Genomic DNA, 20953 nt, shown 5'->3' on the forward strand with positions numbered 1-20953 from the left:
CGTGCACGACTCGCGGGCAAGCCGTCTGCGAGTCGTTTAACGTTTGACTTTGGATTTGCTTGCGGTGCGCTTGAGGGTATCGGATGGAGACTCGCCGAACAGCGCCTTGTACTCCGTCGAAAAGCGCCCGAGATGCGAGATGCCCCAGCCCATCGCCGCCGACGAGATATTGCGCACCGAACCGTCTTCGATGATCTCCCGTCTCACGGATTCGAGCCTGTATTGCTTCAGGTAGCCCATCGGCGTGCAGCCGAAGTATTCCTTGAACCCTTCGAACAGCTTGAAGCGGGACACGCCCGCGCAACGCTCGATGTCTTCGAGCGCAAGCGGTTCGCGTGCATTGTCCTGGATGAACTGACGTGCCTTCGTCAGATAATGCGGCGGCGTCTTCGCGGACCGGCCGGCCAATTGTTCCGAGTAGTTGTGCGGCTGCGAGAGAAGCAGGCCCTTGAGCAACGTCAGTTCGAAGTCGCTGGACAGATAGAACTGCGCGAGGAGCGGCCCGGACCGCTCCATTTCACTCATCAGGAACTTCACCATGCGCCACCACGACGCCTGATCGCCCGTGATCGCATCCATATCCGGTTGAAAGACGATGGGTGCGTCGACGGGCCGTTGCAGCATGGCTTGCAGCACCTGTTGCAATGCGGAGCGAGGAATCGCGAGGTGAATCTTCCGACAATTGCCGGCAATGTCGAGATCCTGTGATTCCTGCGGACTGACGATCAGCCCGCGATCCTGATCGGAGACCCAGAGCTGTCCCTGCGCAGCCAGTTCCTGCTGGCCGATCACCGGCAGGCTGACGCTATAGCAATTCAGCGGACTATCGCCGCGGACTGCCACCGTGACATCGGTTCCATACTCGACATAACCGATTGTGGTGGCCATCGAGCGCAACACCGTTCCCGACTGATGAAACTTCAGCCGTTCGGGACGGGTGACGCGCAGGCCGTGAGGCCCGCAAATGGACGCCATCCAGTCGCGCGCGCCATCCATGTCGCTGATCGCGGCCTGCATGTCAGTAAAACCACGCTCCGGGGTTGGCTGCATCTTTTTTGACGGTATATCGGGGAAATCGCACAACGGCTGTTAAAGGGAATTCGGGCGCGCTGAGGCCGGCCGGTGCGGCAGGGGGCATCGTCGATCTATTCGATATTGCCCAGGAAGAAATTGATGGTCAACTTGAAGTACCGCGCCGCGAAACCCTCTATGGCGTCGCCGATGCAGGTTTCGACTATCTGAGTTCGGGCGGCACGGCGTCGCGCGTGCGGGCACAAAGCAGCGACTGGGGGCGAGCCGGTTCCGCTTGCTTCGCGGCATGTACGACGCGATTCGCGATGTGAACAGCCGTATGCGCAATGTGTTCGTGGGTGCGCACAAAGAGCGGCCTGCTGTGCCAGATCATTACGCGCCGCCTCGTGGCGAAGATAGTTCGTCACGAAGCGGCTCGATCTCGTGACGAATGTGAGCTTCGTTCGTGCACGACACGCGAGCGAAGCTGCAATGCGGATGCCTGGCGGTGTCGGATGTTGCTTGCTTGCGATCGTCGCTCCTTACCGACCGTTACAGATTGACGCGGACGGTTTCATTCGCCGGCGCGTCGAGCGACTATTCTTCAGATGGCCATCTCATAGTCGGGCCAAATTGGCGAACCGATGGGAAGTCACATCATGAAGTACAGAATCTTGCTGCTGGCAATCGCTGCGACCACCTGCGTACCCTTGTCGGCTCTGGCTCAGGCCAATGCGGGCAACTATTACGCGCCGATTCCTGCGCCACCGCCGCCGGTGGTCTATCAATCCCACTTTGCGCCGCCGGGTGCCTATGGGGCGCCGGGTACCTATGTCTACCAGACCAGTCCACCGCCGGTCGTGTATTCGAGGCCGCCGACGGGCTATGGCTACGGCAATGGGCAGGGCGGTTGGCACAATGGATCGGAACACCATCGCCACTGGTGACGCTCTACAGCTTCGGGTCGAGAGCGCCGTGCTGCGTGGGTAAAGGCCGTTCTCGAAACCGATTGTTGCTTGGGTTGACCTAATGCCAGGTCGACTTGATCTCAGCGAATGACGACGTTGGCAGAGACGTCGGGGAATCCCGATGCGGCGGCTTAGTCCTGAGCGCGGCGATGCATGCCCGGCTGCGGACGGTCTGATCCGATCTCTGCGACGCGTTGAAATCAACGCTCCGACATGCGCTAGCGCAAGGCTTTTTCAGAGAAACGCGGGTACGCTCGCGAGCTTTGTTCCGCGAGCCTACGCCATGAAGCGTCCACACCTCCTTAGCCCCGCCGGTTCGCTGCGCGCCTTGAACTACGCCCTCGCATACGGTGCCGATGCCGTGTACGCGGGCTTGCCGCGCTACAGCCTGCGTGCACGCAACAACGAATTCCGCAATACGGGGTTCCTCGGCGAAGGTATCCAGGCCTGCCGGGCAGCCGGCAAGCGCTTCTATCTGACCGTCAATCTGATGGCGCACAACCGCAAGGTCGACACCTTCATTCAGGACTTGCGCGATGCGGTGGCCCTCGGGCCGGATGCACTGATCATGGCAGACCCCGGACTGATCATGATGGTCCGCGAGACGTGGCCCGACATGCCGATCCACTTGTCCGTGCAGGCCAATACTGTCAACTACGCCAGCGTCCGTTTCTGGAACTCGATCGGCGTATCGCGCGTGATCCTGTCTCGCGAACTCTCGCTCGACGAGATCGCCGAGGTCCGCCAGCGCTGCCCCGACACCGAACTCGAAGTCTTCGTGCACGGCGCATTGTGCATCGCGTATTCCGGCCGCTGTCTGCTCTCGGGCTACTTCAATCATCGCGACTCGAATCAGGGAACGTGCACCAACGCCTGCCGCTGGAGCTATCGCATGACCGAATCTGCGCTCACGACTGAAGGCGAACATGTGCCGCGCCACACGGCCGCGGACGGCGTGTATCTGCTGGAAGAGGAAGGGCGCCGCAGCGGCGAATGGATGGAGATATCCGAAGACGAACACGGCACGTATCTGATGAATTCACGCGACCTGCGCGCGATTGAGCATGTCCGGAGACTGGTCGATATCGGCGTCGATTGCCTGAAGATCGAAGGTCGCACGAAGTCACACTACTACGTCGCGCGTACCGCGCAGCTCTATGCGCAGGCCATCGACGATGCGATCGGCGGTCGCCCGTTCGACGCGCGGCTCATTGGCCGCCTCGACGGCCTCGCCAATCGTGGCTACACGAGCGGCTTTCTGCAGCGACATCCGTCGGAGGACTATCAGAACTACGCCAGCGGAGCCTCAGGCAATGGGCGTCAGCAGTTCGTCGGGGAGTGGCTGGCTTACGATACAGAGACCGGGCTGACGACGCTCGAAGTCAAGAATCGCTTTTCCGTTGGCGATGCACTGGAGATCATTTCTCCGGACGATACGCGGGACATAACGTTGACACGCATGAAAAACATGGAAGGCCAATCCTGTCATGTCGCGCCCGGCAGCGGCCACACGGTCCGGGTCGATATCGGAAAAACCGGGCCGATGACGCTTGTGGCTCGATATGTCATGCAGAACGATCAATAGGCGTTGAACAGAAGGATTTTCCCGCACCGCTCAGCCGGTGCGGGTGATACGGCGCGAGTAACTGCTCCTGGAAGTGGAGCCGCCGCTTCGACGCGCGCACCTTTAATGGCGGAGTCGGATAGGCTGTTCTCCTTAGGTCGGGCGTCTGACGTTCGTGTTTCAAGCACGGACATTCGGCGTTGCGCGAACGGCAACACTGGCCGACCGCTGCACATGATCCTCGAGTTCACAGCCTGCACATTTGGGGAGCCCTTGAATTGCACTTCTCGGATGTTCACATGCAGTTGTCAGCAACGCCTTAACCGGAAACGCTTAAAACCAGATCCGCAGTCACGACAGTGCAGTATTCGGAATCGAGATTGGCCAGCGACATCGCGTGAACGTCCTCGGCGCTCCGTGGTATTCCGTTCCAGTCCTTGCGGGCGAAAGTGAAGCAACCGTCTGCCACGAGATAGGGATGGAAGCCAAGGTTGCCGGCCATCCGAACCGTTGCCTCGACTGAATTGTTCGTGATGACGCCTGCCACGACCAATGTGTCGTGGCCTTTAGTGCGAAGCCGTTCTTCAAGATGCGTTCCGATGAACGCATTGTTCGTCTGTTTCTGAATCACTGGCTCGCCAGCGACCGGGGCAGTCTCCGGCTTGAATTCATGCCCGGGCTGGCCTGCCCTGTAATGGGACTGCGGATCGGTGGAGTCATGCCGAACATGCCACACCGGCCAGCCTCGGCTGCGCCAATGGACCAGCAGCCGGGCAATTTGCACCTCCGCATCCGGATTGTTTCGTTTTCCCCAGCTCGGGTGGTCTATAGCGCGTTGCAGATCAATCAGCAAGAGTACGGAACCGGGAGGCGGAAGCAGGTGGCTCATCTGTCGAGGCGGAAAAGTTTCGGGTCGATACGGCGCGGTTCTGGTTTGCGGTTCCAGCGGACGCAGACTCTATAACATGACACCGACCGGGTTTTCTTGTCTTGTACAGCCTCGCCGGATGCCTGTCCTGCATTTCTCGCGCGGCGCATGTCCATGCGCTCATGCCACCCATTGGACCTGCGTGCACGGGCATATAGAATGCAGCATCTTACGGATCATATAGCCTCGCAGGCGTCGCGAGCCATTTAAAGGAAAACACATGCGCCTTGATGATGAAGCAGAAAGTCAGAACGTTGAAGACCGGCGAGGCGGAGGGGTACGCGTCGGCGGTGGCATCGGTATCGGGACCATCCTCGTAGCGCTGGCCGCTTCATACTTCCTCGGCATCAATCCAATGACCATTATCAATGGCGCACAAGTGCTGCAAGGCGGCCCGCAGCAGCACCCGTCGCCGTCGAGCGCGCACCCCGTCGACGATCAGGGTAGCCACTTCGTTCGCCGCGTGCTTGGCAATACAGAACGAACATGGCAATACATTTTCAGCACGCGATTCCATCAGGACTATCCGGCGCCCAAGCTTGTGCTCTTCACCGACGCAACACCTACCGCGTGCGGCACCGGCCAGTCTGCGATGGGCCCTTTCTACTGCCCGGGGGATCGCACGGTCTATATCGACCTGTCGTTTTACCGCGAACTGCGTGACCGTTTCGGTGCGAGTGGTGACTTTGCTCAGGCGTATGTTATCGCGCATGAGGTCGGGCATCACGTGCAGAATGTCCTCGGGATCTCTGAGAAGTACGAAGCGGCGCGTGCGCGCCTGTCTGAGGCGCGAGGCAACGCGTTGTCCGTGCGCCTCGAATTGCAGGCGGATTGTTTTGCTGGCGTGTGGGCCGCTGTCGCGCAGCAACAGAATGCCAGGCTGATCGAGCCTGGCGATTTCGAGCAGGGTCTTCAGGCAGCCGGCGCGATCGGCGACGACCGGTTGCAGCGGCAATCGCAGGGACGCGTCGTGCCTGAAGCCTTCACACATGGTACGAGTGAGCAGCGCCAGCGATGGCTGAATCGCGGTATGGCATCGGGTGACATCCGACAATGCGACACGTTCTCGGCGCAGTCCTTGTGATCCTCACGCGTCGCGAATCGTGCACTTTAGCGGCGTGAATGGCATCGCCTACGGCCCCACTCACCCACGGCCGGAGCCGGAAGGCTGGAGCTAGAGGCACATCCGCTTGACGAGCGTACTGATGTATCGTTACTCCGGCAATGGTATTCGAGCAGGGGATGCGAAGGTAAATCAGAACCGCGTCTGATGGTGAAAGAACTACGTTAAACAGCACGAGAACACGGCGCGACCCATTCCTCCATTTTGCCGCCAACGCTTCCCATTTCCCTTCATGCACTCGAGTCGAAACATGATGTATCCACCCATCGAACCATACGCACACGGCCATCTCGACACAGGCGACGGCCATCAGGTGTACTGGGAGCGCTGCGGCAATCCCGCCGGCAAGCCCGTTGTGTTCCTGCACGGCGGCCCGGGTAGTGGTTGCAGCCCTGAGCATCGTCGCCTGTTCGACCCCGAGCGCTACGACATTCTGCTGTTCGACCAGCGCGGCTGCGGCCGCTCGATGCCGTACGCGAGCCTCGAAAACAACACGACCTGGCATCTCGTCGCCGATATCGAGCGATTGCGCGACATGATCGGCGCCGAAAAGTGGCTTGTATTCGGCGGCTCATGGGGTAGTGCACTCGCACTCGCCTACGCTGAAACGCACCCGGAACGCGTGAGCGAGATGGTGGTACGCGGCATTTTCACGTTGCGCCGCGCGGAACTGCTCTGGTACTACCAGGACGGTGCGTCGTGGCTGTTTCCGGATCTGTGGGAAGAATATCTCGCACCGATTCCCGTCAACGAGCGCGATGACCTGATGGCTGCTTACCATCGCCGCCTGACCGGCGATGACGAAACCGCCAAGCTCGACGCCGCGCGAGCGTGGAGTCGCTGGGAAGGCCGGACGATCACGCTGCTGCCTGACCAGACGCTGACGGATCACTACAGCGATGGCCACTTCGCGTTGGCATTCGCGCGAATCGAGAACCACTACTTCGTCAACAACGGCTTCGTCGACGAAGGCCAACTGCTGCGCGACGCACATCGTCTCGCGCACATTCCGGGCGTGATCGTCCAGGGACGCTACGACATGGCGACGCCAGCGCGCACCGCATGGGATCTGTCGAAGGTATGGCCACACGCGACGCTCGAGATCGTGCCGGATGCGGGTCACGCGTACAACGAACCGGGGATCCTGAAGGCACTGATTGCGGCGACAGACCGGTTTGCGACCTAGCGCGCAAGGCGGACTACCCCGGCGAATACCTGTCGGCGGCGTCACCCTTCGGGCTCTCGACTGTACTGCGCAGGACCACGACGAGTACGCACCCCATACGCCCTGCGGGATCATGGCGCTGTCGAATCTTCGCCGTTCCCGTTGCGGCCATCGGGCGGCAGGGCGCGTCTCGCGTTGGCTTGCGCCGCAAGGCTTCGTTTGGCGTTCGGAGTTCCAGAGATAGCTTGATTCGTGTCGAAACCACGTCGAGCGGGTGATGCGATCTTCGGGCGGATCAGCGTGCGTAGCCCCATCCGTTGCCGAATTTGCGGCGAGCCATGTCGAAATCTGCCTGACGGCGTCAGCGTCGAGTGACGCATCGGCGCCGAAATGGTGTTGCAGGTTGCCCAGAATGCGCTGCCACGACGCGGCAGGCAACATGTCCGGCGGATAGGCAATATGGCAGGCTGCGCATTCCTGCCGATACCTGGGCAGCAGGTTGACCTGACGGTATGTCTCTTCAGTTTCGGCGGCAGCAATCGAGGCCGCCAAAGCAGCCACAAGAGCGACGGCACAAACCTCAACAGAACGGGGCACGAGATTGAACAGCATGGGCAGCGCTCCGGTGGAAAGAACTTCCAATAGTGAAGAAAGTCGCCTACGGCTTGAGCGTCAAAAGCCAGGCGAGCAGATCCGCCTTCTCGGTTGCGCTGCACTCCCGTCCGACGACGCCGTTGCAATTGCGGCGGAACCATTTGTCAGTCTTCGAAGCGTCGGTAAAGCGCTCAGGGTTGAACGCAGGGGCTAGCGGCGCTATCGACTATCCTGTGGCGGCATGCCTGCCAGTCTGGGTGGGTACTGCGCCGTGGCACGAAGCGCAACGCCACTCGTGGCCATGTGAAGCATTTAAGAACTGTTGCCCACGCGACGAGTCCGGTTCTGCATTGCCCGACTGGGTACGATAAGCGCCGAGAAGTTCTGATGGCGTGGCGGCATTGGCGGCCGCCATTGAGATCATGGCAAGGACCAGCGCAAGCGGCCAATACAAACCCGGCAGCGAAAGAAGCGGTTTGCTCACGAGAATCTCCAGTAGATGCAGAACATCCTGGGCGAACTTCCTTACCGGAGTCTTAACGCTTCAATCTCGCGGTTTACTCATACCGCTTCCGACTTCTTTGCGAGAGTGCAAACCAGCGCGTCAATCCTTTGATGCGTGTCAAGGGGGGACGCCGATTGGCGGGTAGTGTTGAATGAAGACAGTGTCATTGCCGCTTGCTGCCACCGCGGAGACTTCCATGAAAGTGCTTCTGTTTCCTGTTGCAATCTGCATTGCGTTGACTCCACCGATGCTCTATGCGGCGTCAAAGGATGCAGCTGCCGCGCAAAGCACGCCAAAGGCTCAGAGCCCAGATACGGCGGCATTCGACAAGAATCTGGCCCAGTTCCAGGAGCAGATGAAAGCGATGCAGGCGCAGATGAATCAGATCCGTCAAACGCAGGATCCGAAGGAACGCCAGAAGCTTCTGCAGCAACACTGGGCGACGATGCAAAGTGCAATGACTACGATGCACGCGATGTGGGGCCCCGGCATGATGGGGCACGGAATGATGGGCCAGGGGATGATGGGCGGCGGCTGGGGTCATATGGGAGGGTACTACTCCCGGCTCAATCCCGAGCAACTGCGCCAGCGACAATATATGACTGACCAGTACCTGCAGATGCAACAGGAAATGATGAACAACATGATGTGGCAACAGCAGTATTTAACGCAGCCCCCTGGCTCGCCGCAGTAAAGTGCACGGGAGCGGATGATCGGACTGGCTTCAAGGCCAGGAAAATGCCGCCCCGAAGTATCCGGCGATGTTTCCGGACTTCCGTAGATCAAGACGTTCGCTGCTGACTCGCCAAGACGCTTACATCAGGCGTAGTTCGGGTTGTCACACGCCGGTTTGCACAGCGGTTCCATCGACACCGCTCAACTTGCGCGGATCCACATGGGTCATAACATTGAGCACGCGATGGCGGGTCAGTACCTGCTGGCGCGCAGCGACCGCTATCTGGTGGCCCGCTTCAACGGAAATTGCGGCGTCGACCTCGATGTGCACGTCGGCCACAATCATGTCGCCCATCTTGCGCGTGCGCAGATCATGCACGCCGATTACGCCGGGCGTAGCGAGCAGCGTCTGACGGACGGCGGTTACCTCGTGTTCATCCGCCGAACGGTCCATCAGATCGTGCAGGGCATCCCAGCCGAATTGCCATCCCATCTTGAAGACAAGCAAGCCGACGATCAGTGCGGCGATCGGATCCAGTATCGGGTAACCCGCCAGATTGCCGACGATGCCGACTCCCACCACGAGCGACGACGCGGCGTCCGACCTGGCGTGCCATGCGTTGGCGACAAGCATGCTGGACTTCACGCGCGTCGCCATCGCGAGCATGTAGCGGAACAGAAGCTCTTTCGCAATCAATGCGCCAATGGCCACGCAGAGCGCAGCGATGTGGACGCGCTGCACGGTTTCGGGATCTTCGAGCTTGCGAACCGCGGAAATACGGCGACCGTCGGGTTCGGAACGCTCTCAGGCATTCACAGTGCTTAAGGGGCCTGGCCTTCGACTGTTGCTCAACGCTCCAGCTCTATCAATTGTGAGACCGCGTTGCAAGGCAACGGAGCCGTTGATTTGAGTCAATCTGACGCCACCACTGCGGACCTATCGTCGATCTAACGTGGATTGATTCCTGACGAATCAAACATCCGTCGACCCGCCCACCGGGTCGGAGCGGCTTTCAAATGAAGCTCGTAACGCAACGCGTGTGTCGCGATCCGGGAGGCATCATGATCTATCGACTCCAACTGACGCTGGCCGCATTGATTGTCGGTCATGGCACCCTGACGGTCTCACACGCGCAGACATTGGACAAGATTGCCCGAACCAACCAGATCGTCGTTTCCTATCGAGAGTCTGCGATACCATTCAGCTATCTGCTGACGCCGCATAAGGCCGTTGGCTTTTCGGTGGATGTGACCGAAGCAATTGTTGATGACGTGCGCAAGGCACTCCGAAGGCCGGACCTGCATACTGTCTATATGCCTGTTACCGGGCAGAACAGAATCCCATTGCTCGTCGACGGCTCGATTGACCTGGAGTGCGGGTCGACGACCAATACATCGGCCCGCGGCAAAGAAGTCACATTTTCAACCAACTACTTCTATGCAGGCACGCGATTGATGGCCAAGCGTGAATCGCACATCGGCGATTACTCTGATCTCGCGCACAAGGTTGTCGCAACCGTTGGAGGAAGCACCAACGAGAAAGCCCTACGCCGCCAGCTCGACGCACAGCACGTCGATGCCGACGTAGTGCTGACAAAAGATTACGCCGATGCGCTGCGGGAGGTTGCGAACAACAGGGCAGCAGCACTGGCACTCGACGACGTTCTGCTCTACGGGTTACGTGCGAATGCCAGCGATCCAGATACGTGGGAAGTCGTCGGCAAGACGCTGCAGGTCGAGCCGTACGCATGTATGGTCCGAAAAGATGATCCGGCGTTCAAGCGGCTCGTCGATAGTACGCTGACAAGGCTGATGAAGAGCGGCGAGTTCACGCGCCTCTACGCAAAGTGGTTCGACTCACCGATTCCACCGCGCGGCGTAGATCTCAAGATGCCGATGGGCGCAGAGTTGAAGGGGAACCTGACCGAACGCAGCGATCGCCCCACACAATGAGTAGAGGCGATCACCCGCACATGAGCGTATCGTCGATCACTCTTTGCCCCGCGCTAAACCCTGCCATGAGTGCCGCCGCTTCCGTTCCGAACGGTTTCTGATGGTCATTCATCAGGCGGATGGGCGACAACAGCGCAGCTGGCGCGCCCTTTACGCCGATCGATACGATCGCGACAAAGCCGGTCGGTGGCGATAGCACGGCGCTGCGGGAGGGTACCCATATGGGTTCGAGGGATACAGTTACTTCGAAGCGATTGTAGGGGTAGGTCCTTTGCATAGCGGTGCGTGGATAGTCCTTCGGCGGCCCGAAGTGTACGCGTTCTTCGTCTTTCAAACCTGAAGGCAACATTAAGACGCGTGGAATAGCGGTGTTCACGAAGCGGGAGAAAATTCACGCGTTTTCTGGGTTTTGCCTAAGCACGACTTCTGGGCGCCACCTATGACTGCTCCCGATCGAGTGCCACACGAATCTGGGCCAATTCATTGCGGCGCTGAGTCGTGGTTTCGGGATACCGAAGATTCAATTTCTCTAGCATGTTCAGAATAATCTGGGAGACTATGAGCCGAGCGTTTTCCTTATCATCGGCAGGCACGACATACCATGGTGCGTTTTTAGTGCTGGTTGCACTGAGACATTGCTCATAAGCCTTCATATACCCAGACCAGAAATTTCGTTCTTCGACATCGGCAGTGCTGAGTTTCCAGTTCTTGTCGGGTTCATCGATCCGCGCGAGGAATCGCTTTCGCTGCTCCTCCTTTGAAAGGTGCAGGAAGAACTTGACGATGCGCGTGTCGTTGCGATGAAGATGGCTCTCAAGATCATTGATCGAGCGGTAACGGCCCTGCCAGAGGGCCGCCCCTGCGCCTGGTGAGTCGGATACGCCCTCTGCGCGAAGGATCTCTGGATGGACACGAAGGATCAAGACCTCTTCGTAGTACGACCGGTTGAAAATCCCGATCTGTCCTCGCTCGGGAAGATCGCGCGTAGTGCGCCAAAGGAAATCGTGTTGAAGCTCGGTCGCGCTCGGATGTTTGAAGCTGAACACTTTGCAGCCTTGTGGGTTGACACCCGACATCACGTGCTTGATTACCCCGTCTTTTCCAGCTGCATCCATTGCCTGGAGTATGAACAATACCGCGTAGCGATTATCGGCATACAGGACGCTTTGCAATGCGCGCAACTGTTTGATGTGTTCTGCGAGCATGGCATGGTACTGCTCTTTCGAGCCGTATACGGGCGCCACGCGCGATGGTGATTTGCCCAGGTCGACCACCGCACCTTCGTGAATGCGAAATGACTCGGGGTCGATCTTCATGTCCATTCATCCTGTCGAATCTGTTTGAGCGCAGCATCGGTCGCCGGGCTGTCGGATGCCCAGTGTGACTGTGCATCGGTCAGATCGAGGATGCCGGCGCCGGCCATCATGCCAGACACGGCTCCGCATCCCCAGTCTCCTCTGCCCGAGGGAGAGGGGTGCTCGGGGAGGTGTCGTGTCCTGAGACCGAAAAGAGCGGGAGATTCCGGTTGCAAGCGCGATGAGGCTCTTGCTCCATACTTGAATACGCGCTCCTGTCTCCCTCGCCTCGATACATTCATGTTCCCGCGCGCGAGAACCCTGACCAGACAGATCCAGCCTAAGCGCTGGGGACCAGTCTGTCTTGATACTCATCAACGCAGGGCGCTGCGCGTGTCGTTGATGGAAGGACAGCCATGAACTGGGAAGTCCTCAACAAGAACCGAATGGGGGAGGGAGCACTCGGCCCGGATGAGCCGTGCGCATTGAAACGCGTCTGCCAACGTGTGGCAAGTTCGCGCGAGGCCGCTAAGGAAAGTCCGGAAGTACCGGTGAGCTTCTGATTGGCGAACTTAAACGGACATGGCGACCTTGGCGACCATGCCGACGGCAATGAGACCCGCGACGAGTGCGAAGCCCTGTTGCAGCCTGTTAGCGCTCAACCGGCTGGCAACGAGCCGCCCAGCCAGCATGCCACTCAGCGCGCCTGCGGCGAACGGCACCCCCACCGGCCAGTTCATGTGACCTGAAATTGCGGTCGAGATGACCCCGGAGGCGGACACCAGCGTGATGACAGCAAGCGATGTCGCCGTGATTGACGGCATCGGCGCATTGGTGGCTTTACGCAGCGCGGGAACAATGATGAAGCCTCCGCCCACGCCGAGCAGGCCCGACAGGAAGCCTGCGCCGATACCCGCAAGGGCGAGTGCCCGCGTGCAGGCGGCGGTCCACACGAAACGCCCTGTGCCGCTATCGAGCTGACATGGTTGTAAAGGCGGAGCGCCGCGAACTTCATGAGGTGTGCCGGCGGCAGCCTGTCGGAACATCCGGAGCGCGACGTACGCCAATACGCCTGCAAAAGCGAGTGTGAGCGGTCTGTTCGGCAGCCGATGGGCAAGCCACAGGCCGACGGGCGAGAACACCGTCCCGGTCACTGCCATCAGCGTTGCGGCGCGGTAGCGAACGATGCGGGCCTGCAGTCCTATCAATGCACCAAGCCCGGCGGAGGCGCCTACAGCCAACAGGGCGATGGGCGCGGCGTCGGCGATGTTCAGATGAAGCACAAACAGCAGCAATGGCACTGCGAGGATGGCGCCCCCTGCCCCCGTGAGTGCGAGGATGAGCCCGACGACAAGCCCGAGTGCAGCGCTGCTGGCAATCACGTGTTCCATCGGACAACCTCTGTTTATTCAACTGCGTGACTTTCGCGGGTAGCGCAGATTGCACTCACGCGCGTTGCATCGTGGCTTTCGTCCGCTCGATCAGCTCGAAGACGGCCATGCCGGCAACCATTGCCGCCACGAAACCGAAGGCCTTGGGGTAGCCAGCGCCCAGTGCAACGAGCGCGGGGCCCGGGCAGAACCCGGCCATCCCCCAACCGATGCCGAACATGGCGCTACCCAAAACCAGTCTCGGCGTGATGGCCGTGCTGACGGGAAGTTGCATCGGCAAGTCGAGGTATGACCTGTCACGGCGTCTGGCTGCGAAAAATGCGAGTGAGCCGACCGCAATGGCGCCCGCCATCACGAAGGCGAGTGATGGGTCCCACCGGCCAGCCAGATCGAGAAAACCCAGCACCTTCGCCGGATTCGCCATGCCTGACACCATCAGGCCGACCCCGAAAAGAAGGCCGGCGAGCAATGCCGTAACCGGCGCAGGCGTTGTCTTGAGGGCTGCCATATCAGCCTCCGATCAGGTGACGTTGTACAAAGACAGTGAGAAATCCTGCGGCCATGAAGGTTGCGGTAGCGACCAGCGAGCGCACGGACCCTCTGGAGAGACCACATACGCCGTGGCCGCTGGTGCAGCCGCTGGCATAGCGGGTACCCATGCCGACAAGAAATCCGGCCGCAAGGATCGCGCCCCAGCTCGCCTTAATCTCCGCCTGTGCAGGCTTACCCAGCAGTCCCGCGATGACGGGTGCGCCCACGAGCCCTGCCAGAAACGCTAGACGCCAGTTGACGTCGTCGCGCGGCCAGCTCAACAGGGCGCCGAGGATGCCGCTGATCCCGGCGACGCGTCCGTTGAACAGTATCAGCACGGCAGCCGCGGCTCCGATCACGAGGCCGCCTGTCAACGAGAGGCCAGGCGTGAAGTGTCCAAGGTCGACCAGCATGATGCGTCTCCTCACTGCTTTGGGCAGAACTGTTCATAAAGTACCGCCATCACGGCGAGCGCCTCTGGACTCGCCACCGAATAAAAGATGTTCTTGCCTTCCCTGCGAGTGGCGACGAGGTCGTTTTCCCGCAATACCCCCAGTTGCTGCGACAGCGTGGGCTGACGGATGCCAAGCTGCTCCTCGAGCTCGCCGACCGACATCTCGCCTTGCGAAAGCTGGCACATCAGCAGCAGGCGGTCAGGATTGGCGAGCACCTTCAGCAGGGCGCATGCATTCGCAGCGCCGGCCTGCATCGTGACAAGGTCGATGGTTAGACGAGATTTTTTCATGGCCGATATTCAATCTACATCAACATAGTATATTGAAAAATAGATTGTATGTGAATAGAATGTTTTCATTCCTGGAGATTAGACATGCAGCCGATCATTCATCCCTTCTTTGACCCCGCCACCTGGACCGTGACTTACGTGGTGTTTGCAGAGGGCCATGCCGGGTGCGCCATCATCGATCCCGTGCTGGACTACGATCCCAAGGCAGGGCGGACGTCGACGGCCAGCGCCGACAAGGTGATCGATTTCGTGCGTGAGCGTGCTTTGGGTGTCGAATGGATACTGGAGACACATGCACACGCCGACCATCTTTCTGCTGCCGCCTATCTCAAGCGCAAACTGGGTGGTCGTATCGCGATCGGCCAGCACATCCGGCGCGTGCAGGGTGTGTTCAAGGCGCTCTTCAACCTCGATCCGTCGTTCCGTCTGGACGGATCGCAGTTCGATCACCTGTTCGAGGATGGCGAGATGTTCGCCATCGGTGGTCTGACGGGCAGGGCTATGCATGTGCCCGGGCACACCCCGGCCGATATGGCGTATCAGATCGGGGACGCCGTGTTTGTCGGAGACACGCTTTTCATGCCCGATGTGGGCACTGCACGGTGCGACTTCCCGGGCGGTGATGCGCATGAACTGTATCGCTCTATACGCAAGCTGTTGAACCTTCCGGCGGACATGCGGCTATTCATGTGCCATGACTATCCGCCCGAGGGACGCGCACCCGCATGGGAAACGACGGTGCGGGAACAGCGGGAGCGCAATATTCACGTGCACGACGGCGTAAGCGAAGAGCAGTTTGTCGCCATGCGCCAGGCACGCGACGCGACCCTCGCCATGCCCACGCTGATCCTGCCAGCGGTGCAGGTCAATGTCCGCGCCGGTGAGTTTCCGCCGCCGGAAGCGAATGGAGTGCGGTACCTCAAGATCCCTCTGAATGCCGTGTGACGTGATACCGCTCAAGTACGTATTCAGTGGAGGGGCGTGCCGGGCGGTCATCGGTCAGCCGTTAACGATTCCAGGATGCAGCCCATGAATGTGTGTTCTCTTACCGCAGATATTTCGGTTTCCCCGCAGATTGCCCCTACTGACGTAGCGACACTACTGACGCTGGGATTCAGGTCTATCGTCTGTCATCGGCCAGATGCAGAGGCGCCCGACCAGCCCAATTTCGAGGAAATCGCGCAGGCTGCGACGGCCGCCGGTCTCAAGGCAGTTCATCAGCCCGTGCCGGCAGGTCAAGCTTCGGATAGACAGGCGGCCGCCTTTGCCACGCTCCTCGCAGAACTGCCCAAACCTGTGCTCGCTTATTGCCGCACGGGAACGCGGTCTGCGACGTTATGGGCGCTGTCGCAAACCGACAAGCTAAGCGTAGTGGAAATCGAGCGCGCGTTAGCGAACGCGGGTTACGACCTCAAAGCAGTCGTGCGACGTATTTCGAATGCGCGGGTAGCATCGCTGGACGTTGTGGATGCGGAGCATACTGTAGTAATTGTCGGCGCCGGTGCTGCTGGTATCGCAGTAGCCTCGAGCCTGCGTACCCGTGATCCTTCGCTGGATATCGCAATCATCGATCCCGCCGACGTGCACTACTATCAGCCCGGTTGGACGCTCGTGGGCGCTGGCATCTTTGCCGCGGCTGACACGGCACGCACGATGGCGTCGCGCGTGCCCCGAGGCGTACATTGGCTCAAGGCCGCGGTAGTGGGATTTGAACCGGACAGACATGTCGTGGTGCTCGAGGGATGTCGGAAAGTGCGCTATCAGCGGCTCGTCGTTTGCCCGGGCATCAAGGTTGACTGGCATGGTGTCGAAGGCCTCGTCGAGACACTGGGGCACAACGGCGTGACGTCGAACTACCGTTTCGACCTCGCGCCGTATACGGCGGAACTGGTCAGGGCGCTGCGCGGTGGCAAGGCACTGTTTACGCAGCCGCCGATGCCGATCAAGTGTGCTGGCGCCCCGCAGAAGGCCATGTATCTCTCGTGTGATACGTGGCGCCGAAACGGGACCTTGGACAAGACGCAGGTGCAGTTCTTCAACGCGGGCGCGGCGCTGTTCGGCGTGCCGGATTACGTACCAGCACTGATGGAGTATGTGGAAGCGTACGGCATTGATCTGAAGTTCAGCCACACGTTGAAACGTATCGATGGTGCCCAGCGGCGCGCCGTCTTTGATCGCGCGTTGCCGGACGGCAGCACGGACACCGTCGAAACCGACTTTGACATGATTCATGTGGTGCCGCCGCAGACGGCTCCGGACTTTGTTCGCGCAAGTCCGCTTGTCAACGTTGCCGGTTGGATCGATGTCGACCCCGGCACGTTGTGCCACAAGAGCCATGAGCACATCTATGCGCTGGGCGATGCAACGAGCACGACAAATGCCAAGACGGCCGCAGCCGCGCGGAAACAGGCGCCTGTCGTCGCGCATAACGTGCTGGCGAGTCTTGGTCGCGTCGGCGGAACGGCCACTTACGATGGCTACGGTTCGTGTCCGCTCACGGTCGAGCGCGGCAAGGTGGTACTCGCCGAGTTTCTTTATGGCGGCAAGGTCGCGCCCAGCTTTCCTGCGTGGCTGCTCGACGGCAAACGACCGTCGCGTCTTGCCTGGTTTCTCAAGGAGCGGATCCTGCCGCCGCTCTACTGGGACGCCATGCTCAAGGGGCGCGAGTGGATGGCGCGACCCGCACTTGCTGATGGCTAACGCGACTGGAGAAAGCCGTGCATGGAAAGGATAGCGCCCCCATCGTCGTCCGATGCCCAAATCGCCCTTCGAAACAGGCAGCCAGGCGCAATGGCGCCGTTGCTGAGTGCACTGCATTCCGCCGGTTTTGCCGATGGTATTTGACTCGAGCGCCGCGCGAACAATTCAACCACGATCGCTCGTTGGCATCTTGTGCTCGACGCGCCTGGGAAAAGGCAGTATCCGGGGAAGAATGTTTTCCGACTTGAATACCCGGTGCGCTAGCGCCCCCAGTACATGCAATCCGACCAGTGCAGCCAGCCCATAGGCCGCCAGCGCATGCAGTTCCCCCAACCAGTGCGACAATTCGTGGCTTTTCGGCACCAGCGTTGGCAGCGAGAAGAGCCCGAAGCAACTGGCCACGTGTCCGGCCGCATTGGTCTTCACCCAACCGAGCAGGGGAATGGCGAGCATCAGCACGTAGAGCAGGTGATGGGCGGTCTTCTCGGCAAGGTAAGCGGGCGTTCCGGCCGGATTGGTCGACGGCGGCAGCCGACGCCGCACGCGCAAGCGGTTCGCGACACGGATCGACACCAGCCCGAGGATGACGATGCCGATCGACTTGTGTAGTCCAAGCAGATTCTCGCTATCGTCGAGCATCCAGCCGATGATCAGATTGCCGATCAGCGCGACGGCCAGCAGCCAGTGCAGCAGGCTGATTGAGAAAGGGTAGCGGGGCGCGTGTTTCATGCTACGGGGTTCCTTTTTAAATGCTTTTCAGGTTCGTCAGCTCAGCAGGTCGTGATAGTGCTTCCTCGTACCGTTAATCCGGTGCAATGCGCGCTTGGCGGCGTTCATGTCGTCTGCCTGGATAGCACGGTCGACCTCGGTCAATTCCTGCCGCAGCGACTGCATGCCTTCGTCGTAGGTGGATTGATCGCTGCGATAAGGCTGCCGGCTGGCCCGCTGCGCGTCGCTTTCGAGCCTGGCCACGTAGCCGCGCAGCTCGGGCATCGTGGTACTGGACATCGCGCCCTGCATCGCCAACTTCATGTCCTTCATCAGTGTCTTGATCTCGCCTGCATGGGCTAGCGGCGCGGCCACAAGCAGCGAGACGCACAGCAACGTACGGAAATGGGGGTGGAACGGCAGCATGGCCATGGGCATTGATCCTGTAAGGACAGTGAATGCCCGCGAGAATAGTCAGGTCAGGTTAACGGAATCTTAACGACAAGCCACGGCGACGCACGGGCTTGATACACGTCGGTGTAAGCGGTTATCGTTGCCGCCAGGAGCGAACAGGAGCACGGCGCGATGCGCGTATTACTCGTCGAGGACGACAGGCTTATTGGCAGCGGTGTGGAAGACGGCCTGATCGAGGCGGGCATGACGGTCGATTGGGCGTGCGACGGCAAGCACGCGCAACTGGCACTTGAAACCACGCCATACGATCTGGTCGTGCTCGATCTTGGCCTTCCCCGCATGTCGGGCGACGAACTGCTCGACTGGATTCGCAAGCGCCGTGACCATATTCCGGTGCTTGTCATGACCGCGCGCGACACCGTCGCCGACCGGGTGAGTGGCCTGAGCGCCGGTGCCGATGACTATCTCGGCAAGCCGTTCGACCTGACTGAACTGGTCGCGCGTTGTCGTGCGCTCGTGAGGCGCTCGCAGGGTCGAAGCACCGACACGATCGAATACGGCGACCTGCTGGTCGATCCTGGGAGCCTCACGGTCATGCGCGGAAGCGAGCGCATCGCGCTCAGCTCGCGCGAGTGCGCATTGCTGGTGGAATTGCTGGCGAATCAGGGCCGTCCTCTTTCCCGCGCGCGTCTCCAGGACAGCCTATACGGCTGGAACGAGGAGATCGAAAGCAATGCGATCGAGGTGCATATCTCGAACCTGCGCAAGAAGCTGGGCGCCCAGCTGATCCGGACGATCCGCGGTGTCGGGTATGTGGTGGAGAAGGCAACGTGAGGCGGTCGATCCGCCGACGCCTGACCTTGCTGATGTTGTCTGGCATCGTGCTGGTGTGGTTGTACTCGCTCTATTCGAGCTATCGTCAGGCAGTCCACGAAGTCGAGGAATGGGACGAAACACGTATCGAGCAGGTCGCCCGTGCGTTGCTCGTGCTTGACGTGCGCGATCTTTCGGCTTTTGCAGGCGCAAGCCTCACACCCCGTGACGACGACGGCGACAACGATACGGCGATGCTGCTCTATGAGGTGACTGCTGCAGACGGACGGGCACTCGCCGCCAGCCCCGGCTTGTCCTTGCTCGGCCTGCCGGCACGTCCGGCCCATGCATCTGGCCTGCTGCGGGCAGACGACGCGAAGTGGCGCATCTATGTGCTTGGCGACGCCGCGCGCGGCCGTACCGTGCGAATCTTCGAGCCGCGCACGCATCGCTCAGAGTTCTCCACGATGGTTGCGCAGCGCATCGCGCGCCCACTTGCGATTGCGTTGCCCGTGCTGGCCATCCTGGTCTGGCTTGCGATCGGCAGCAGCCTGACGCCCTTGCGTACGCTGTCGGAGGCCATCGAGGCACGATCGCCCGACAGTCTCGATGCCGTCTCGCTGAAGAGTGTTCCCGACGAAGTTTTTCCGCTCGTCGCTGCGCTCAATACGCTGTTGCAACGCCTGCGCCAGTCGCTCGATCGCGAGCGCGCGTTTACCGGCGACGCGGCGCACGAACTCAAGACCCCGCTCGCCGCCATCAAGGTTCAGGCACAAGTCGCGCTCACCGCGAGTGATCCGGAACGTCAACGTCGCGCGATGCAACGCGTAGTCGAAGCCGTGGACCGAAGTACGCACCTGGCCGACCAGCTGCTCGCGCTGGCGCGGCTTGAGGAAAGCACGCCGCTTCCCGGTGCGCGGGTCGATCTCGCGGACATGGCCAAAGCATGCATCGTCGACCAGCATGCCCAGGCGGACCACAAGCAGATGTCGCTGATGCTGCGGGCCGATGGAGCGACCACCCTGTGCGCGCCGCCCACGCTGGTGCGCATACTGCTCGACAATCTCGTCGATAATGCAATCAAGTACGGCCGCGCACAGGGGCACATAGAAATCGCTATCTGGAGCGATGCCGACACGAGGTTTCTTGAGGTGCGAGACGACGGTCCTGGTGTCGCGGAGGCGGACCTGTCACGCCTGCAGAACCGCTTCTTCCGTGGCGCGAACCACGTTGAGAAGGGAAGCGGGTTGGGCCTTTCGATCGTCGCACGCATCGTGGCCCAATTGCGGGGGAGGATCGAGTACACGACGGGAATAGATGGGCGGGGCTTCGGTGTGCGCGTCGGGTTGCCCTTACCTATGCGCTAGTCGACTGGAGGGAGGAGGAGAACGGCTCCTGACACTATCTGGCCGCGACATCTGCTGAGGCCACGAATCGCGCGGCCACACGAAAGAAAAGGGGAGTCTCCTCCGTGTCGCGGAGGAAACGATTCGCGAGCGAGCGCCGTTCGAACTATTGAGCCAACTGGGCGGGCGCGATCGGCTGTGCTTGATACACGGATTTGGCGATGGGTTTGGCACGGGCGCCTGGTTTTCATCTGTGCCCCCGCCTGTCCCATGTTCGTGACCGTCGACTCTACGTCCCCCGTAGGCACGACGTCCCACCACAACTTGTCAGGATCACCGATCGCGCTGTCAGTCTTGATCGCGACTGCTCGTTGCAATTGGGCGCGCACGTCAACCGCACACCATCAGGAGGCGACCTGTCTCAATGACGTACCGTCATACGATCGCCCCAGGTCTTTGGCAATCGTCACCGCAAGGATCCAGCGGACGGGAAAATTGCCAATGCATCAGCGCTTGCGATATTT

Annotated in this window: 20 protein-coding genes and 4 pseudogenes; 11 read left to right on the forward strand and 13 right to left on the reverse strand. The window is 60.4% G+C overall.

Annotation, left to right across the window (positions count from 1 at the left end):
• Positions 1-36: 36 nt before the first annotated feature.
• The gene (locus G3N95_RS01385; protein ID WP_205968165.1) at positions 37-1050 is read right to left on the reverse strand and encodes a helix-turn-helix domain-containing protein; all 1014 of its coding nucleotides are present in this window, start codon (positions 1048-1050) and stop codon (positions 37-39) included.
• A 620-nt stretch (positions 1051-1670) separates the two neighbouring features.
• On the opposite strand from G3N95_RS01385, the gene G3N95_RS01390 reads away from it, so the two are divergent.
• Entirely contained in the window at positions 1671-1958 is a 288-nt protein-coding gene (locus G3N95_RS01390) for a hypothetical protein (RefSeq protein WP_205968166.1), read from the forward strand.
• Positions 1959-2262: 304 nt separating this feature from the next.
• Positions 2263-3564, forward strand: a complete 1302-nt coding sequence (yegQ, locus tag G3N95_RS01395) for a tRNA 5-hydroxyuridine modification protein YegQ (protein ID WP_205968167.1) — start codon at positions 2263-2265, stop codon at positions 3562-3564.
• Positions 3565-3862: 298 nt separating this feature from the next.
• Here yegQ and G3N95_RS01400 read toward each other — a convergent pair whose 3' ends face one another.
• Positions 3863-4432, reverse strand: coding sequence for a cysteine hydrolase family protein (locus tag G3N95_RS01400; RefSeq protein ID WP_205968168.1), 570 nt, complete (start codon positions 4430-4432; stop codon positions 3863-3865).
• A gap of 259 nt (positions 4433-4691) precedes the next feature.
• On the opposite strand from G3N95_RS01400, the gene G3N95_RS01405 reads away from it, so the two are divergent.
• Together G3N95_RS01405 and pip are read left to right on the forward strand one after the other, a co-directional pair.
• Positions 4692-5555: a neutral zinc metallopeptidase gene (locus G3N95_RS01405; protein WP_205968169.1), complete on the forward strand. Its 864-nt coding sequence runs from the start codon at positions 4692-4694 to the stop codon at positions 5553-5555.
• Positions 5556-5847: 292 nt separating this feature from the next.
• A complete protein-coding gene (gene pip / locus G3N95_RS01410; RefSeq protein ID WP_205968720.1) occupies positions 5848-6780 on the forward strand; it encodes a prolyl aminopeptidase in 933 nt (310 codons plus the stop codon).
• A gap of 228 nt (positions 6781-7008) precedes the next feature.
• Here the strand turns inward: pip and G3N95_RS01415 are convergent.
• Positions 7009-7371: pseudogene (locus tag G3N95_RS01415) on the reverse strand (cytochrome C); the annotation flags it as partial.
• Between the two features lie 46 nt (positions 7372-7417).
• Positions 7418-7777, reverse strand: a pseudogene (locus tag G3N95_RS01420) (DUF1924 domain-containing protein).
• 277 nt (positions 7778-8054) lie between these two features.
• Between G3N95_RS01420 and G3N95_RS01425 the strand changes: the two are divergent.
• Positions 8055-8552 (forward strand): hypothetical protein, encoded by a 498-nt coding sequence (locus G3N95_RS01425; protein WP_205968170.1) that lies wholly within the window; start codon positions 8055-8057, stop codon positions 8550-8552.
• Positions 8553-8696: 144 nt separating this feature from the next.
• On the opposite strand, the pseudogene G3N95_RS01430 reads toward G3N95_RS01425, so the two are convergent.
• A pseudogene (locus G3N95_RS01430) lies at positions 8697-9308 on the reverse strand (cation diffusion facilitator family transporter); the annotation flags it as partial.
• Positions 9309-9595: 287 nt separating this feature from the next.
• Here G3N95_RS01430 and G3N95_RS01435 point away from each other — a divergent pair.
• The gene (locus G3N95_RS01435; protein WP_205968171.1) at positions 9596-10486 is read left to right on the forward strand and encodes a transporter substrate-binding domain-containing protein; all 891 of its coding nucleotides are present in this window, start codon (positions 9596-9598) and stop codon (positions 10484-10486) included.
• 10 nt (positions 10487-10496) lie between these two features.
• Here G3N95_RS01435 and G3N95_RS01440 read toward each other — a convergent pair whose 3' ends face one another.
• The 6 genes from G3N95_RS01440 to G3N95_RS01465 form a co-directional block, all read right to left on the reverse strand.
• The gene (locus tag G3N95_RS01440; protein WP_241018161.1) at positions 10497-10835 is read right to left on the reverse strand and encodes a hypothetical protein; all 339 of its coding nucleotides are present in this window, start codon (positions 10833-10835) and stop codon (positions 10497-10499) included.
• Between the two features lie 88 nt (positions 10836-10923).
• Entirely contained in the window at positions 10924-11802 is an 879-nt protein-coding gene (locus tag G3N95_RS01445; protein WP_205968172.1) for an ADP-polyphosphate phosphotransferase, read from the reverse strand.
• A gap of 551 nt (positions 11803-12353) precedes the next feature.
• Positions 12354-13172 carry a sulfite exporter TauE/SafE family protein gene (locus G3N95_RS01450; protein ID WP_205968173.1) on the reverse strand — a complete coding sequence of 273 codons (819 nt, stop codon included), beginning with the start codon at positions 13170-13172 and terminating at the stop codon, positions 12354-12356.
• Between the two features lie 55 nt (positions 13173-13227).
• Positions 13228-13680, reverse strand: a complete 453-nt coding sequence (locus G3N95_RS01455) for a YeeE/YedE family protein (RefSeq protein ID WP_205968174.1) — start codon at positions 13678-13680, stop codon at positions 13228-13230.
• A 1-nt stretch (position 13681) separates the two neighbouring features.
• On the reverse strand, positions 13682-14116 hold the full coding sequence (locus G3N95_RS01460) for a YeeE/YedE family protein (RefSeq protein WP_205968175.1): 435 nt from the start codon (positions 14114-14116) through the stop codon (positions 13682-13684).
• Positions 14117-14127: 11 nt separating this feature from the next.
• Positions 14128-14448 carry a metalloregulator ArsR/SmtB family transcription factor gene (locus G3N95_RS01465; protein ID WP_205968176.1) on the reverse strand — a complete coding sequence of 107 codons (321 nt, stop codon included), beginning with the start codon at positions 14446-14448 and terminating at the stop codon, positions 14128-14130.
• A gap of 84 nt (positions 14449-14532) precedes the next feature.
• Between G3N95_RS01465 and G3N95_RS01470 the strand changes: the two genes are divergently transcribed.
• Together G3N95_RS01470 and G3N95_RS01475 are read left to right on the forward strand one after the other, a co-directional pair.
• Positions 14533-15393, forward strand: coding sequence for an MBL fold metallo-hydrolase (locus G3N95_RS01470; protein WP_205968177.1), 861 nt, complete (start codon positions 14533-14535; stop codon positions 15391-15393).
• Between the two features lie 84 nt (positions 15394-15477).
• Positions 15478-17148: a bifunctional protein tyrosine phosphatase family protein/NAD(P)/FAD-dependent oxidoreductase gene (locus tag G3N95_RS01475; RefSeq protein WP_205968178.1), complete on the forward strand. Its 1671-nt coding sequence runs from the start codon at positions 15478-15480 to the stop codon at positions 17146-17148.
• 165 nt (positions 17149-17313) lie between these two features.
• Here the strand turns inward: G3N95_RS01475 and G3N95_RS01480 are convergent, their stop codons facing one another.
• On the reverse strand, positions 17314-17877 hold the full coding sequence (locus tag G3N95_RS01480; RefSeq protein ID WP_205968179.1) for a cytochrome b/b6 domain-containing protein: 564 nt from the start codon (positions 17875-17877) through the stop codon (positions 17314-17316).
• Positions 17878-17913: 36 nt separating this feature from the next.
• On the reverse strand, positions 17914-18288 hold the full coding sequence (locus G3N95_RS01485; protein ID WP_205968180.1) for a cytochrome b562: 375 nt from the start codon (positions 18286-18288) through the stop codon (positions 17914-17916).
• A gap of 153 nt (positions 18289-18441) precedes the next feature.
• Here G3N95_RS01485 and G3N95_RS01490 point away from each other — a divergent pair, with 153 nt between their 5' ends.
• From G3N95_RS01490 to G3N95_RS01500, 3 genes and pseudogenes are all read left to right on the forward strand, one after another.
• Positions 18442-19104 (forward strand): response regulator transcription factor, encoded by a 663-nt coding sequence (locus tag G3N95_RS01490; protein WP_205968181.1) that lies wholly within the window; start codon positions 18442-18444, stop codon positions 19102-19104.
• A 32-nt stretch (positions 19105-19136) separates the two neighbouring features.
• Entirely contained in the window at positions 19137-20450 is a 1314-nt protein-coding gene (locus tag G3N95_RS01495) for an ATP-binding protein (RefSeq protein WP_205968722.1), read from the forward strand.
• A 185-nt stretch (positions 20451-20635) separates the two neighbouring features.
• Positions 20636-20785: pseudogene (locus G3N95_RS01500) on the forward strand (Tn3 family transposase); the annotation flags it as partial.
• Positions 20786-20953 lie beyond the last annotated feature (168 nt).

The sequence above is a fragment of the Paraburkholderia sp. Tr-20389 genome (genome assembly GCF_017104565.1).
In the GTDB taxonomy this organism is placed as follows: domain Bacteria; phylum Pseudomonadota; class Gammaproteobacteria; order Burkholderiales; family Burkholderiaceae; genus Paraburkholderia.

What these genes read in the sequence shown, in the direction of transcription:
- G3N95_RS01390 (WP_205968166.1), top strand. Translation starts at nt 1,671, where the DNA reads ATGAAGTACAGAATCTTGCTGCTGGCAATCGCTGCGACCACCTGCGTA.
- G3N95_RS01440 (WP_241018161.1), bottom strand. Translation starts at nt 10,835, where the DNA reads ATGTTGCCTTCAGGTTTGAAAGACGAAGAACGCGTACACTTCGGGCCG.
- G3N95_RS01450 (WP_205968173.1), bottom strand. Translation starts at nt 13,172, where the DNA reads ATGGAACACGTGATTGCCAGCAGCGCTGCACTCGGGCTTGTCGTCGGG.
- G3N95_RS01480 (WP_205968179.1), bottom strand. Translation starts at nt 17,877, where the DNA reads ATGAAACACGCGCCCCGCTACCCTTTCTCAATCAGCCTGCTGCACTGG.
- G3N95_RS01425 (WP_205968170.1), top strand. Translation starts at nt 8,055, where the DNA reads ATGAAAGTGCTTCTGTTTCCTGTTGCAATCTGCATTGCGTTGACTCCA.
- G3N95_RS01465 (WP_205968176.1), bottom strand. Translation starts at nt 14,448, where the DNA reads ATGAAAAAATCTCGTCTAACCATCGACCTTGTCACGATGCAGGCCGGC.
- G3N95_RS01460 (WP_205968175.1), bottom strand. Translation starts at nt 14,116, where the DNA reads ATGCTGGTCGACCTTGGACACTTCACGCCTGGCCTCTCGTTGACAGGC.
- G3N95_RS01435 (WP_205968171.1), top strand. Translation starts at nt 9,596, where the DNA reads ATGATCTATCGACTCCAACTGACGCTGGCCGCATTGATTGTCGGTCAT.
- G3N95_RS01475 (WP_205968178.1), top strand. Translation starts at nt 15,478, where the DNA reads ATGAATGTGTGTTCTCTTACCGCAGATATTTCGGTTTCCCCGCAGATT.
- G3N95_RS01385 (WP_205968165.1), bottom strand. Translation starts at nt 1,050, where the DNA reads ATGCAGCCAACCCCGGAGCGTGGTTTTACTGACATGCAGGCCGCGATC.
- pip (WP_205968720.1), top strand. Translation starts at nt 5,848, where the DNA reads ATGTATCCACCCATCGAACCATACGCACACGGCCATCTCGACACAGGC.
- G3N95_RS01405 (WP_205968169.1), top strand. Translation starts at nt 4,692, where the DNA reads ATGCGCCTTGATGATGAAGCAGAAAGTCAGAACGTTGAAGACCGGCGA.
- yegQ (WP_205968167.1), top strand. Translation starts at nt 2,263, where the DNA reads ATGAAGCGTCCACACCTCCTTAGCCCCGCCGGTTCGCTGCGCGCCTTG.
- G3N95_RS01455 (WP_205968174.1), bottom strand. Translation starts at nt 13,680, where the DNA reads ATGGCAGCCCTCAAGACAACGCCTGCGCCGGTTACGGCATTGCTCGCC.
- G3N95_RS01490 (WP_205968181.1), top strand. Translation starts at nt 18,442, where the DNA reads ATGCGCGTATTACTCGTCGAGGACGACAGGCTTATTGGCAGCGGTGTG.
- G3N95_RS01470 (WP_205968177.1), top strand. Translation starts at nt 14,533, where the DNA reads ATGCAGCCGATCATTCATCCCTTCTTTGACCCCGCCACCTGGACCGTG.
- G3N95_RS01445 (WP_205968172.1), bottom strand. Translation starts at nt 11,802, where the DNA reads ATGAAGATCGACCCCGAGTCATTTCGCATTCACGAAGGTGCGGTGGTC.
- G3N95_RS01495 (WP_205968722.1), top strand. Translation starts at nt 19,137, where the DNA reads ATGTTGTCTGGCATCGTGCTGGTGTGGTTGTACTCGCTCTATTCGAGC.
- G3N95_RS01400 (WP_205968168.1), bottom strand. Translation starts at nt 4,432, where the DNA reads ATGAGCCACCTGCTTCCGCCTCCCGGTTCCGTACTCTTGCTGATTGAT.
- G3N95_RS01485 (WP_205968180.1), bottom strand. Translation starts at nt 18,288, where the DNA reads ATGGCCATGCTGCCGTTCCACCCCCATTTCCGTACGTTGCTGTGCGTC.